Here is a 13,168-nt window from a genome sequence, read left to right on the forward strand (position 1 = left end):
ACGTGAGGGATACTCGATGAAAAACGCTGCATTTTATGTTTATACGCCTTATGGGCATCGTCAAGAGGGCCTATCACATCAGCAATTGCTCGGTTTCAATGGTGAATTGCTAGAAAGGCACTCTCAAACTTACCAGCTGGGCAATGGCTATCGCCCGTACAGCCCGCGAATCATGCGATTCATTGCACCTGATAGCTGGAGTCCGTTCGGCGATGGGGGGGTGAATGCCTATGGCTATTGCACAGGAGACTCCATAAACAACGTAGATCCAGACGGGCATGCAGCTTTCAATCGATTACGCCGCCACGCCGTAATACTAACGTCCGATGTTCCTCCCCCCCAGACGGCCCAGCGTCTCAACCACTCCCTCAACAGGCAGCGCTTGGAAACCGGACGCAGCGACCCGTCAACTCCACCACCGCAAACGCAGCAGCCACGCGTCAATAGAAACCCACTAGCCAACGGCGGTCGAATGCCGTTTGAAGACCGGCGAAATCCAAGCGTGACATTGAGTGAGGTCGTAACTCTGGCCAACGAACTGGTGGGGGCGAGGCAGTCCCTTGCACGTGCTCCAGTGTTTCTGAAATACGTGCATGACCCGGGAATGCGTGCAGATTACCTTGCGGATCTCGCCAGAATCCGTAGTGAAGTGCCAAAACAGCAAGATCGATTGAACATGGCGATGATCAGGTGGTTCCACTCCTGACCAATCCATGTCCAGCCCAATCAAACCGACGGCGTATTTACTGGCGCCGGAGTGGTCCAGAGGCTCCCAAGGTTCTGCAGCAACGACCCAACCATACACTACTGGCCCAGGTACTGCAGAATCAGCGGCGCAAACTGGCCGATCATCGCGGTGTCCATCCGCAGCGCCTTGAACGCCGCGTCCAGGTAGTTGCGGTTCTCGACGTTGTTGCCCAGGGCATTGCTCAGCGCCGACTGGCTTTCACTATTCTCGCCCAGCAACTCACCCAGGCCACCATTGGGAGGAACCTCGTGGGCCGGGATGGCCGGGGAAACGAGGCATTCGACTGAGTGTTCAGGGGTTTGTTCCGGGCCGCGCATCGGGCAGGCCCGCATCAGCCCCCCGTTCAGCTGTAGGAGCGGCCTCGTGTCGCGAAAGGGCCGCAAAGCGGCCCCAGCAGCCCGACTGCCAGCCTCACCCTCACATGCGCTCAAGCGCATGCTCGATCAACGCATGTGCGGTATCGGCGCTGTGCACGGCATTGGTGAGCATGTGCACGCCCGGCTCGCCGGTATGCGCGCGGCAATACTCGCCGACGACTTCCGAAATACCCAGCAGCATCTCGCTGGCGACCGCCAAGGCCTCGGGTGGGATCAGCTCGGGGTGGATGGAGGAATAGAGGGTGTTGAACAGTTTGAGGCGGGGTGGATCGGGGACTAGTTTTTTTCATCAAAACACCATGCAGTGTGAAGTGCCACCCGTCCGTTTCCACACATTAGGGTGACAGCTGTACACGGGGTGGAAAGACCGGTGCATGGTTAACCCGGCAGGCCCGAAGACCTCCCGCGTACAGCCGTCATATCGACAACAGCCATGCATCTTGCCGGGTTTCCACGCCCGATCGCTGAGCCATTCAGCGACCCAATCAGGCTAGAGGGTGAGGATTCCAGGGGCAATCAGACGGCGGTCGACAGAATGCGTAGGGTATTTCCCAAGGCTAGGGATGACTAGCTTGTAGGTGTAAGAATTTTCTCGATCTTTTGTCCGATGTCAGCGCAACCATGATCAAGAACTAGCAGTTTTGCCAGTTGTGGAGGGCTATTAAGAACCAGACACTGGTACTTCGCTGCCCACCCTATTTCTAGGCAAACACCTTATCCTGTACGAGGGAATCCCCAGTGAGCAAAAAAATCGAGCGCCGGCAGTTAAACTTCTACCAGGGTGCAAACCTAGTGACCGTAAAGCACGGAAAAAAAACGAGTTCCGTTGTTCGTATGCCGGATGCCCTTCTAGCCGAAAAAGAGCAGGGTGATACAAGCTCGATCAAAATACTGGTAACCGACGAAGACGGGTCGATTCTACAGGCAAACAGTTTTTCCGAGAATAGCCCTCTTACCTATGACGCTTACGGATACCACCTGAAGAAAAAATGCAACCCCTGTTTACTGGGCTTTAAGGGGGAGCGATACCAGCCAGAAACCGGTTGGTATTTGCTGGGCAATGGCCAACGTGCGTACCATCCAACACTCATGCGATTTTTAAGTCCCGATAGCTTAAGCCCGTTTGGGGCTGGCGGGCTCAATGGCTACGCATTTGTCACTGGCGACCCCGTTAATCATAGCGATCCATCGGGGCACTTCAGAATCTTCGGAAAAACCAATAGGTTTTCTGGCCAAGCTAAAAATACAACCGGTTTTTTTGCTTACATGGCAAAACACCCCACGCGCAAGAACGCACAAGCAATCACTGTTGCTTCGCACGGCAAACAGGGCAAAATTGCAACTGAGCAAGGCAAACTCGACGGACAGCAATTAGTTAAGAACCTAGAAAACCTAGGATTTGCCACCAACAGTTATGACATACATATAATCTCCTGCAAGTCAGCCGATCCGACAGCAAACAACGGCCCATCACTAATACAATCGGTATCCAACATCACCAACCGTCGCGCCATTGGTTATTCAGGTACAGTCACTGCAACACCTTCCTTCAAATTCAATTCCAACAATGGCGGACAAGCCATAATCAACATGGCAATACGTGAGAAGCAATCATCTTTCAAGCGAACCCCCGACTTTAACTTTCAACGCAAAATCGCCACCCCGTCAGACGGCGCTATAATTTATGCGACTGAACACGCCCGTCAAATGATACGTAATAGCGATGTACTGTATTGATTTTCAACTCCATATTTTCTTTACCAAGGACTGATTGATGAACAAGCCATCATGCAGCTCTCTCTTCTTCTACCAAAACGGGAAACTCGTCACCGTAAAGCAGGGCAACCAGCATCGCGCCATCTTGCGCAATGACGACATGCCCCTGGCTGAGGTTCAAACCGGCGACACGCCTGCCACCGGGTTGCTGGCAACCGATGACAAGGGTTCCGTACTCAACGTTCAAGATTCGGCGGGCCTGGAAGGCCACAACTTTTCAGCCTACGGGCACGATCCGAACTTGCCCTCGATGCGAATAACGCTTGGCTTCAATGGCGAAGCTTACGTGCCAGGTGCGGCCTCCTACCTACTTGGGCTTGGATACCGCAGCTATTCTCCGCGCCTGAGACGTTTCCTGGCAGCAGACAGCTGGAGCCCATTCGGGCAGGGTGGGTTGAATGCTTACTGCTATTGCGAAGGTGACCCGGTCAACTTCATCGACTCAAGCGGGCATATGCCAAAAAGGTTTGTTAAACCACGGCCTAAACTGAGGCGGGTTGAACTCCCAAATGACGAGATACTCAAGGTTAGCAAGAACATCGCCGTGAATATCGGTTCGTCAACAGCAAAAAGTTCGTCGAATAGCTCGCTGACACCCTCTTCTCAAGCCGGAGGGCACACCGCTCATACAGAAGCCGGACTAACGTCGGGCGAAACAGCGGCCCGACGGGATTCGCCCGCTACAATCCCAAAAATGCCAACGCCCGGCTCGCCAATACCATCGACGGATAGTTCCCCTGCAGGATCACGCAGCGGAAGCCCGCTGCCCGATGCCGCGCCCCCGCAGCCGCTGTTCGTCAGAAGCTTTGTTGAGGCACCGCGGTCGCTGTTCCATTCTAGGGCTAGCGAAATCAGGCAGTCCACTGATGCGTTCCCAAGGGCTCCGTCACGTTGGGACTAACGAATAGCAAAAAGCCCCTCTCTCGTGGGGCTTTTTGTTTTTTAATTACGCCGCGCTAAACGTCTTGTGCGGGTCAATCACAAACTTCTTCGGCACCCCGGCATCGAACTCGCCGTACCCTTCTGGCGCCTGATCCAGGCTGATGACCTGCACACCAACAACTTCAGCGATGTTGATCCGGTCCCACATGATCGCCTGCATCAATTGGCGGTTGTACTTCATGGTCGGGGTCTGGCCAGTGTGGAAGCTGTGCGATTTCGCCCATCCCAGGCCGAAGCGGATGCTCAGCGCGCCGATCTTGGCGGCAGCATCCACCGCGCCCGGGTCTTCGGTCACGTACAGCCCCGGGATACCGATGTTGCCAGCAACGCGGGTGACCTGCATCAGCGAGTTCAGCACAGTGGCCGGTGCTTCATGTTTGGCGCCTTCATGCCCATGACCACGTGCCTCAAAGCCCACCGCATCAACTGCACAGTCCACTTCCGGCTCGCCAAGGATGTCGACGATCTGCTCGTGCAGCGGGGTGTCCTTGGACAGGTCGACCACTTCGAAGCCTTGCGCCTTGGCATGCGCCAGGCGGGCCGGGTTCAGGTCACCGACGATGACGCAGGCAGCGCCCAGCAGGCGGGCAGAAGCGGCGGCAGCCAGGCCGACCGGGCCAGCACCTGCGACGTAAACGGTACTGCCTGGGCCTACGCCAGCAGTCACGGCACCGTGGTAGCCGGTTGGCAGGATGTCGGACAGGCAGGTCAGGTCACGGATCTTCTCCATGGCCTTGTCGCGATCCGGCAGTTTCAGCAGGTTGAAGTCGGCATACGGTACCAGCACGTATTCAGCCTGGCCGCCGGTCCAGTCGCCCATGTCAACGTAACCGTAGGCACCGCCGGCGCGGGCCGGGTTGACGGTGAGGCAGACACCGGTGTGCATCTCTTTGCAGGAGCGGCAGCGGCCGCAGGCGACGTTGAACGGCACCGACACCAGGTCACCGATTTTCAGGCGTTCGACGTCACGCCCCATCTCGACGATTTCACCGGTGATTTCGTGGCCCAGGACCAGGCCGACCTGGGCAGTGGTGCGGCCGCGGACCATGTGCTGGTCGGAGCCGCAGATGTTGGTGGAGACCACCTTGAGGATGACGCCGTGCTCGATCTTCTTGCCGCGCGGGTCCTGCATCTTTGGGTAGTCGATTTTCTGCACCTCGACCTTGCCAGCGCCCAGGTACACCACTCCACGATTGCCAGACATGCTCTTACCTCGCTTGATTTGTATTTATGCAGCGTTGGTTGAAGCGCCGCCGTCCATGGGCGACATGTGTTGCTGGAATGCAGGGAATTGTGGGCTTGATGGAGCACAAGGCACTGACTGAAAACGACAGGGGGATGCCTTTTTACGGCAGGCCACAAGCGGGGGCCGCTTTGCGGCCCTTTCGCGACACAAGGCCGCTCCTACAGGGGACGCGATCGCCTGTAGGAGCGGCCTTGTGTCGCGAAAGGGCTGCGCAGCAGCCCCAGAATTGTTCAGAGAACGACAGTACGGTTGGCGTTGAGAAACACCCGCCGCTCGATGTGATACCCGACTGCCCGCGCCAGGGTCAGGCATTCGATGTCACGCCCCTTGGCAATCAGGTCTTCGGGGTAATGGCTGTGATCCACCACCTCAACGCCCTGGGCGATGATCGGCCCTTCGTCGAGGTCGTTGTTGATGTAATGCGCCGTGGCACCCACCATTTTCACACCCTTGTTGTACGCCTGGTGATAAGGCTTGGCGCCCTTGAACCCCGGCAACAACGAGTGATGGATATTGATCGCCCAGCCGTCCAGGCGCCGGCACAGTTCAGGCGACAGCACCTGCATGTAGCGGGCAAGGATAACCAGCTCGGCGCCGGTCTCCTCGATCACCCCCAGCACCTTGCGCTCTTGCCCGGCCTTGTCGTTGGGGTCGAGTGCGAAGTGGTAATAGGGAATCTTGTGCCAGTGCGCCAGCGGCTCGAGGTCGGGGTGGTTGGACACCACCGCGACCACGTCCATGCCCAGTTGGCCGATGCGCTGGCGATAGAGCAAGTCGTTCAGGCAGTGGTCGGCTTTGGACACCATGATCACCACCTTGGGGCGGTGATTCGGTGCGGTCAGCTCGAACGCCATGCCAAACGCATCACCGCGCTCGGCGAGGCCGGCACGGAAACCGACCTCGTCAAAATCGTCCGGCTGGCGGAACTCGACGCGGATGAAAAAGCGCCCCGACTGCCTGTCATCGAAGGAGTGGTGCTCCGTCACGTAGCAGCGCTGCTCGAAGAGGTAACGCGTCACCACGTCGACGGTGCCGAGCATGCTCGGGCAGTCGGCGGTGAGAATCCAGGTATCCGGTGCCCGACTCATGCTGCTCTCCTTAGGCTTCGATGCTCAGGCCGTATTCGGCAGAAGCGTCCTGCAGCCACAGCCACCAGTAATCGGCGAAGCTGCGGCGAATCACCAGCTCCCAGGTGTCCTCGGCCGTGCGGCGGATCACCAGTTGCGACTTGGCGAACACGGTACCCACCGCCTTGCCCACCGGGAAGTTGTTCGGGTGAACATCATAGCTGGTGGACTTCATCAGCACTTCGCGCACGTGCGGGCCACGCAGCTCCAGCAGGCTTTGCCCGCCGCTGACGTTGACCACCTGGATGTGCTGGCCTTCAAGGGCCGCGCGCAGTTTTTGCTCGACGGCGAACTCCTGGCCGCCGGGGACGATCAGCAGCCACTCATCGGGGCCGAGCCACTGCAGCGACATCTCACTATTGGCGACCACGGTCAGGGCCACTGGCAGCTCCAGGCCCAGGGCCTTGTGCACGCCTGCGGCGAATTCCGGGTCGTGGCCATCGCCGCGAAGGGTCAGGTGGCCGAGGAATTTCTTTTCACGCAGGGTCACGCCTGCGTTCTTGCGGCCCTTGCCAACCAGGCTGGCCAGGTCGGCGTGATGCAGCGGCGACTGAGCCTTGGCGTCGGCGCCGGGGTTTTGCTGGAAGACGTTGATAGCGCTCATTTCTTACCTGCCTTGAATTCTTGGTCGTCGATACGACGCAGCTTGCAGGGTGTGTTTGCCGGCCTCATCGCCGGCAAGCCGGCTCCCACAGGGACCGCACCTACCTTCATAACTGCATCGATCCTGTGGGAGCCGGCTTGCCAGCGATTGGGCCAGCCGGCTCGTCACAGGGCCCGGAGTCAAACGTTCTGCCGCTCACCCTTCGGATCGAAGAACACCGAAGACACGATTTCTGCCTCGATCACGCTGCCATCGGCTTGCGGCGAATAAACGCGCTCGCCCATGCGTTTCAGGCCGCCTTTGACCACACCCATGGCAAACGAATAACCCAGGGAGTTGGCCGCGTAGCTGGAGGTGACGTGGCCGACCATGTCCATCGGGATCGGCTGCTTGGGGTCGAACACCAACTGAGCGCCTTCGGGCAGCCACTTGGTCGGGTCCACAGGCTTGAGGCCCACCAGCTGCTTGCGGTTTTCACGCACGCAGTCTTCGCGGTTCATGCCACGCAGGCCGATCCACGAGAACGGCTTGTTGCGGCCCACACACCAGCTCATGTTGAGGTCGTCCGGGGTCATCGAGCCGTCGGTGTCCTGGCCAACGATGATGAAGCCCTTCTCGGCACGCAGCACGTGCATGGTTTCGGTGCCGTACGGGGTCAGGTTGTACTTCTTGCCGGCCTCGATGACTTTTTCCAGCACGCCCATGGCGTAGTTGGCCTGCACGTTGACTTCGTAAGACAGCTCACCGGTGAACGAAATACGGAACACGCGGGCCGGTACGCCACCGACAGTGCCTTCCTTCCAGGTCATGAACGGGAAGGCGTCCTTGTCCAGGTCGATGTCGTCGGTCAGCTCGCTGAGCAGCTTGCGGCTGTTGGGGCCGGACAGGGTCAGCGTGGCCCAGTGATCGGTGACCGAGGTGAAATACACCTTCATCTCTGGCCATTCGGTCTGGTGATACAGCTCCAGCCACTGCAGCACGCGTGCGGCGCCGCCGGTAGTGGTGGTCATGTAGAAGTGGTTGTCGCCGACACAGGCGGTCACGCCGTCGTCGAAGACCATGCCGTCTTCTTTGCACATCAGGCCATAACGGGCCTTGCCCACATCCAGCTTGGTCCAGGCGTTGCTGTAGATGCGGTTGAGGAACTCGCGGGCATCCGGGCCCTGGATATCGATCTTGCCCAGGGTCGAGGCGTCGAGCAGGCCCACGCTGTCGCGCACGGCCTTGCACTCACGGGCCACGGCGGCGTGGATGTCTTCACCGGCCTTGGGGAAGTACCAAGGGCGCTTCCATTGGCCGACGTCTTCGAACTCGGCGCCGTTCTTCACGTGCCAGGCATGCAGGGCAGTGAAGCGCACGGGCTCGAACAGGTGGCCACAGTGACGGCCCGCTACCGCACCGAAGGTAACCGGCGTGTAGTTGGGGCGGAACATTGTGGTGCCCATTTCCGGAATGGTGATACCGATCGAACGGGCCGCGATGGCCAGGCCGTTGATGTTGCCCAGTTTGCCTTGGTCGGTACCGAAGCCCAGCGCGGTATAGCGCTTGACGTGCTCGACCGACTCGAAGCCTTCGCGGGTGGCCAGTTCGATACCGGCGGCGGTCACATCGTTCTGCTGGTCGACGAACTGCTTCGGCCCCTTGCTGCCCTTGTCGTGCGGCACCTGGAACAGCGCCACGGTGGCCTCTTCCTTGCGTGCAACGGTCTTAGGCAGGGTGCCGGTGGTAGCCTTGAAGCCGGCTTCGGTGGCGGCGCGCACGCCGCCTTCGAAACCATCGGCAATCACATCGCCCAGTGCATATACGCCGTTGATGCCACCCACGCACACGCGCTTTTGCGGCGCATCACCGGGCACGAAGCCAAGAATGTCATCACGCCAAACCGGGCGACCGCCCAGGTGCGAGGCCAGGTGGACGATCGGGCTGTAGCCGCCGGAGGTTGCGATCAGGTCGCATTCGAGGGTTTCGCCGGGGCTGGTGACCTTGTGTGCCTGCACATCGATGGCCGCCACGCGGGCACCGGTGACATGCTTGCTGCCTTTGGCCTCAATCACAGCGCTGGAAGTGAGGATGCGGATGCCTTTGGCACGGGCTTCCTCAACCAGCGAACCACGTGGGTTGTGGCGGGCGTCGGCGATGGCGACGACCTGCAGGCCAGCGTCATGCCAGTCCAGCGCAGCCCGGTAGGCATGGTCGTTGTTGGTCGACAGCACCAGCTTGCGGCCCGGTGCCACGCCGTAGCGGCGCACATAGGTGGAGACAGCGCCGGCCAGCATGTTGCCCGGCACGTCGTTGTTGCCGTACACCAGCGGGCGCTCGTGGGCACCGGCTGCCAGTACAACGCGCTTGGCACGTACACGGTGCACACGGTGGCGAACCTGGCCGATCGGGGCACGGTCACCGAGGTGGTCGGTAAGGCGCTCGTGAATGGTCAGGAAGTTGTGGTCGTGGTAGCCGTTGACCGTGGCGCGTGGTAGCAGGGTCACTTCCGGCAGGCTTTGCAGTTCTTTGACCACGGCGTTGACCCAGTCAGCGGCCGGCTTGCCATCGAGGGTCTCGCGGCTGTCGAGCAGGCTGCCGCCGAACTCTTCCTGTTCGTCGGCCAGGATCACCCGGGCACCGCTGCGCGCAGCGGCCAGGGCAGCGGCCAGGCCTGCAGGGCCGGCACCGACGATCAGCACGTCGCAGTGCTGGTTCATGTAGTCGTAGCTGTCCGGGTCGTTCTGCAGCGGCGCACGGCCAAGGCCTGCCGCCTTACGGATGTACTTCTCGTAAGTCATCCAGAACGATTTCGGGTACATGAAGGTTTTGTAGTAGAAGCCCGGCGGCATCATGCTGCCGCCGACCTTGCCGAGGATGCCCATGACGTCGTTGTTGACGTTCGGCCAGCCGTTGGTGCTGGTGGCGACAAGGCCTGCGTACAGCGCCTGCTGGGTAGCGCGCACGTTGGGGATCTGCGTGGCTTCGCTGGAGCCGATCTGCAAGATGGCGTTCGGCTCTTCGGTACCGGCGGCGATGATGCCGCGTGGGCGCGAGTACTTGAAGCTGCGGCCCACGATATCGACGCCGTTGGCCAGCAGCGCGGCGGCCAGGCTGTCACCGGCATACCCCTGGTAGGTCTTGCCGTTGAAGGTGAAGTTCAGGACCTTGCTGCGGTCGATACGGCCGCCGCTGGCGAGGCGATAGGTCTGGCTCATACTTTTTCCCCTTGGCCTTTGACGGTCGACGGTGCGCTGCTTTGCTTGCCGCCTGCGGTCACCTGCGGCTTCTCACCGATCTTGTAGGTTTCCAGAATTTCGTAGGTCACGGTGTCGCGGGTGACGTTGAAGTACTGACGGCAGCCGGCAACGTGGTCCCACAGTTCATGGTGAATACCGCGCGGGTTGTCGCGGAAGAACATGTAAGTGCCCCACTCTTCGTCGGAGCAGGCGTTGGGGTCCAGCGGGCGAGCGATGTGCGCCTGGCCAGAGGCGTGGAACTCTTCTTCGGAGCGCAGCTCGCCGCAGTGGGGACAAAAAATATGCAACATGACGGTGTCTCCGGTTAGTGGGCGACGGCGGCGGCGCCGTGTTCGTCGATCAGTGCGCCGTTGTAGAAACGGTCCATGGAGAACGGCGCAGCCAGCGGGTGCATCTCGCCTTTGGCCAGGCTTGCGGCAAAGACGTTGCCCGAGCCCGGGGTCGCCTTGAAGCCGCCGGTGCCCCAGCCGCAGTTGAAGAACATGTTCTTGACCGGAGTCTTGGAAATGATCGGGCAGGCGTCCGGCGAGGTGTCGACGATGCCGCCCCACTGGCGGTTCATACGCACGCGCGAGAGGTTGGGGAACATCTCGACGATGGCCTGCAGGGTGTGCTCGATAACCGGGTACGAACCGCGCTGGCCGTAGCCGACCCAGCCGTCGATACCGGCGCCGATCACCAGGTCGCCCTTGTCGGACTGGCTGATGTAGCCGTGCACGGCGTTGGACATGATCACGCTGTCGATGATCGGCTTGATCGGCTCGGATACCAGTGCTTGCAGCGGGTGCGACTCCAGCGGCAGGCGGAAGCCGGCCAGCCTGGCCATGTGCCCGGAATTACCGGCAGTGACCACACCGACGCGCTTGGCGCCGATGAAACCTTTGTTGGTTTCCACACCGATCACTGCACCGTTTTCCTTGCGGAAACCGATCACTTCGGTCTGCTGGATCAGGTCCACGCCCAGGGCGTCGGCGGCACGGGCGTAACCCCAGGCCACGGCGTCGTGACGGGCGACGCCACCACGGCGCTGAACGGTAGCGCCGAGGATCGGGTAACGGGTGTTCTTCGAGCAGTCCAGGTACGGGATTTCGGCCGCGACCTGGGCGGTGTTGAGCAGTTCGCCATCGACGCCGTTGAGGCGGTTGGCGCTGACGCGGCGCTCGGAATCACGAATGTCCTGCAGGGTATGGCACAGGTTGTAGACCCCGCGCTGGGAGAACATCACGTTGTAGTTGATGTCCTGGGACAGGCCCTCCCACAGCTTCATGGCATGCTCGTACAGCTGGGCCGATTCGTCCCACAGGTAGTTGGAACGCACGATGGTGGTGTTACGGGCGGTGTTGCCGCCGCCCAGGTAACCTTTCTCGACCACCGCGACATTGGTGATGCCGTGTTCCTTGGCCAGGTAGTAGGCGGTGGCCAGGCCATGGCCGCCACCGCCGACGATGACCACGTCGTAGACCTTTTTAGGGGTCGGCGTGCGCCACATGCGCTGCCAGTTCTCGTGGTGGCTGAGGGAGTGTTTGAAGAGGCCGAAGCCCGAGTAGCGTTGCATGGTCGTTTACTCCACTCAGCGGTAAACAGGGAAGTCTGTGCACAGAGCCGCGACGTTCTTCGCCACATCGGCTTCGACGTCAGCGTCACCGAGGTTGTCGAGGATGTCGCAGATCCAGCCGGCCAGGGCCACACACTGGGCGACCTTGAAGCCGCGTGTGGTGACAGCAGGGGTGCCGATGCGCAGGCCGGAAGTGACGAACGGCGACTGCGGGTCGTTCGGCACAGCGTTTTTGTTGACGGTGATGTGCGCGCGGCCCAAGGCAGCGTCGGCATCTTTGCCGGTCAGGCCCTGGCGGATCAGGCTGACCAGGAACAGGTGGTTGTCGGTACCGCCGGAGACCACGTCGTAGCCGCGGTCGATGAACACCTGGGCCATGGCCTGGGCGTTCTCGATGACCTGCTTCTGGTAGCTCTTGAACTCAGGCTCCTGAGCTTCCTTGAAGCACACGGCCTTGGCGGCGATGACGTGCATCAGCGGGCCGCCCTGGGCGCCAGGGAATACTGCGGCGTTGAGCTTTTTCTCGATTTCTTCGTTCGACTTGGCCAGGATCAGGCCGCCACGTGGGCCGCGCAGGGTCTTGTGGGTAGTGGTGGTCACCACGTCGGCGAACGGGATCGGGTTCGGGTACAGGCCAGCGGCAACCAGGCCGGCAACGTGGGCCATGTCGACGAACAACAGCGCACCGACCTTGTCGGCGATGGCGCGAAAACGCGGGAAGTCGAGGGTCTTGGAATAGGCCGAGAAGCCGGCAACGATCATCTTCGGCTTGTGCTCGACGGCCAGGCGCTCGACTTCGTCGTAGTCGATCAGACCGGTGTTGGTGTCGATGCCGTATTGCACCGCGTTGTACAGCTTGCCCGAGGACGACACTTTGGCGCCGTGGGTCAGGTGGCCGCCGTGGGCCAGGCTCATGCCCAGGATGGTGTCACCGGCCTGCAGCAGAGCCAGATACACGGCGCTGTTGGCCGAAGAGCCGGAATGTGGCTGAACGTTGGCGTAGTCGGCACCGAACAGCTGCTTGGCGCGCTCGATGGCCAGCGCCTCGACTTTGTCGACGTGCTCGCAGCCACCGTAGTAGCGCTTGCCTGGGTAGCCTTCGGCGTACTTGTTGGTCAGGCCGCTGCCTTGGGCCTGCATGACGCGCTTGCTGGTGTAGTTCTCCGAGGCGATCAGCTCGATGTGATCTTCCTGGCGCTGTTCTTCGGCATTCATCGCCGCCAGCAGTGCGTCGTCGTAACCCTGGATCTGGTCTTGCTTGCTGAACATCGTGGTTCTCCCGGCAGCGATCGTTTCTTGTCTGTAGAGCACTGTGGCCCTTTGTGGCGATGGTATGACTGGCCGGGGTGGGTCAGATGCCTGCGCACGCCTTGCAATGGCGCGTTTACGACATTCACCCGTCGGTTGCGCAAATCCCTGTAGGAGCGGCCTTGCGTCGCGAACGGGTCGCGCAGCGGCCCCAAGCTTCAGCAGCGCTTAAGCAATGGCTGGGGTCGCGTCGCGACCCTTTCGCGACGCAAGGCCGCTCCTACATAGGCAACCGCTGAATCGATG

Annotated in this window: 12 protein-coding genes; 3 read left to right on the forward strand and 9 right to left on the reverse strand. The window is 60.6% G+C overall.

The genetic code is table 11. The features are described 5' to 3' along the window. Window positions 1-16 precede the first annotated feature (16 nt). Window positions 17-706: an RHS repeat-associated core domain-containing protein gene (locus ACW4TB_RS18595; RefSeq protein WP_279933483.1), complete on the forward strand. Its 690-nt coding sequence runs from the start codon at window positions 17-19 to the stop codon at window positions 704-706. A 98-nt stretch (window positions 707-804) separates the two neighbouring features. On the opposite strand, the gene ACW4TB_RS18600 is transcribed toward ACW4TB_RS18595, so the two are convergent. Further along, complete coding sequence (locus tag ACW4TB_RS18600) at window positions 805-1,080, reverse strand: DUF2780 domain-containing protein (RefSeq protein ID WP_455843043.1); 276 nt, start codon at window positions 1,078-1,080, stop codon at window positions 805-807. An 85-nt stretch (window positions 1,081-1,165) separates the two neighbouring features. Continuing rightward, window positions 1,166-1,324 carry a hypothetical protein gene (locus ACW4TB_RS18605; RefSeq protein ID WP_347882143.1) on the reverse strand — a complete coding sequence of 53 codons (159 nt, stop codon included), beginning with the start codon at window positions 1,322-1,324 and terminating at the stop codon, window positions 1,166-1,168. Between the two features lie 539 nt (window positions 1,325-1,863). On the opposite strand from ACW4TB_RS18605, the gene ACW4TB_RS18610 reads away from it, so the two are divergent. Together ACW4TB_RS18610 and ACW4TB_RS18615 are read left to right on the forward strand one after the other, a co-directional pair. Further along, window positions 1,864-2,862 (forward strand): RHS repeat-associated core domain-containing protein, encoded by a 999-nt coding sequence (locus ACW4TB_RS18610; RefSeq protein ID WP_254466729.1) that lies wholly within the window; start codon window positions 1,864-1,866, stop codon window positions 2,860-2,862. Window positions 2,863-2,899: 37 nt separating this feature from the next. After that, entirely contained in the window at window positions 2,900-3,802 is a 903-nt protein-coding gene (locus tag ACW4TB_RS18615) for an RHS repeat-associated core domain-containing protein (protein WP_254466731.1), read from the forward strand. 45 nt (window positions 3,803-3,847) lie between these two features. Here ACW4TB_RS18615 and fdhA read toward each other — a convergent pair whose 3' ends face one another. From fdhA to ACW4TB_RS18650, 7 genes are all read right to left on the reverse strand, one after another. Continuing rightward, window positions 3,848-5,047, reverse strand: a complete 1,200-nt coding sequence (fdhA, locus tag ACW4TB_RS18620) for a formaldehyde dehydrogenase, glutathione-independent (RefSeq protein ID WP_279933487.1) — start codon at window positions 5,045-5,047, stop codon at window positions 3,848-3,850. A 272-nt stretch (window positions 5,048-5,319) separates the two neighbouring features. After that, window positions 5,320-6,177 (reverse strand): formyltetrahydrofolate deformylase, encoded by an 858-nt coding sequence (purU, locus tag ACW4TB_RS18625; RefSeq protein ID WP_012316638.1) that lies wholly within the window; start codon window positions 6,175-6,177, stop codon window positions 5,320-5,322. Between the two features lie 10 nt (window positions 6,178-6,187). Then, window positions 6,188-6,820, reverse strand: coding sequence for a sarcosine oxidase subunit gamma (locus ACW4TB_RS18630; RefSeq protein WP_012316639.1), 633 nt, complete (start codon window positions 6,818-6,820; stop codon window positions 6,188-6,190). Window positions 6,821-6,999: 179 nt separating this feature from the next. Beyond that, a complete protein-coding gene (locus tag ACW4TB_RS18635; protein WP_012316640.1) occupies window positions 7,000-10,017 on the reverse strand; it encodes a sarcosine oxidase subunit alpha in 3,018 nt (1,005 codons plus the stop codon). Further along, window positions 10,014-10,349, reverse strand: a complete 336-nt coding sequence (locus ACW4TB_RS18640) for a sarcosine oxidase subunit delta (protein WP_012316641.1) — start codon at window positions 10,347-10,349, stop codon at window positions 10,014-10,016. The genes ACW4TB_RS18635 and ACW4TB_RS18640 overlap by 4 nt, the downstream gene beginning before the upstream one ends. Before the next feature lie 14 nt (window positions 10,350-10,363). Beyond that, complete coding sequence (locus ACW4TB_RS18645) at window positions 10,364-11,614, reverse strand: sarcosine oxidase subunit beta family protein (protein ID WP_012316642.1); 1,251 nt, start codon at window positions 11,612-11,614, stop codon at window positions 10,364-10,366. A 15-nt stretch (window positions 11,615-11,629) separates the two neighbouring features. Continuing rightward, window positions 11,630-12,883, reverse strand: a complete 1,254-nt coding sequence (locus tag ACW4TB_RS18650) for a serine hydroxymethyltransferase (RefSeq protein WP_012316643.1) — start codon at window positions 12,881-12,883, stop codon at window positions 11,630-11,632. Window positions 12,884-13,168: the final 285 nt, after the last annotated feature.

The sequence above is a fragment of the Lelliottia jeotgali genome, assembly GCF_977070485.1.

Bases quoted from the DNA above. Each gene is read 5' to 3' on its own strand.
- ACW4TB_RS18640 (WP_012316641.1), bottom strand. From the start codon at position 10,349: ATGTTGCATATTTTTTGTCCCCACTGCGGCGAGCTGCGCTCCGAAGAA.
- ACW4TB_RS18650 (WP_012316643.1), bottom strand. From the start codon at position 12,883: ATGTTCAGCAAGCAAGACCAGATCCAGGGTTACGACGACGCACTGCTG.
- purU (WP_012316638.1), bottom strand. From the start codon at position 6,177: ATGAGTCGGGCACCGGATACCTGGATTCTCACCGCCGACTGCCCGAGC.
- ACW4TB_RS18645 (WP_012316642.1), bottom strand. From the start codon at position 11,614: ATGCAACGCTACTCGGGCTTCGGCCTCTTCAAACACTCCCTCAGCCAC.
- ACW4TB_RS18630 (WP_012316639.1), bottom strand. From the start codon at position 6,820: ATGAGCGCTATCAACGTCTTCCAGCAAAACCCCGGCGCCGACGCCAAG.
- ACW4TB_RS18595 (WP_279933483.1), top strand. From the start codon at position 17: ATGAAAAACGCTGCATTTTATGTTTATACGCCTTATGGGCATCGTCAA.
- ACW4TB_RS18615 (WP_254466731.1), top strand. From the start codon at position 2,900: ATGAACAAGCCATCATGCAGCTCTCTCTTCTTCTACCAAAACGGGAAA.
- ACW4TB_RS18600 (WP_455843043.1), bottom strand. From the start codon at position 1,080: ATGCGGGCCTGCCCGATGCGCGGCCCGGAACAAACCCCTGAACACTCA.
- fdhA (WP_279933487.1), bottom strand. From the start codon at position 5,047: ATGTCTGGCAATCGTGGAGTGGTGTACCTGGGCGCTGGCAAGGTCGAG.
- ACW4TB_RS18635 (WP_012316640.1), bottom strand. From the start codon at position 10,017: ATGAGCCAGACCTATCGCCTCGCCAGCGGCGGCCGTATCGACCGCAGC.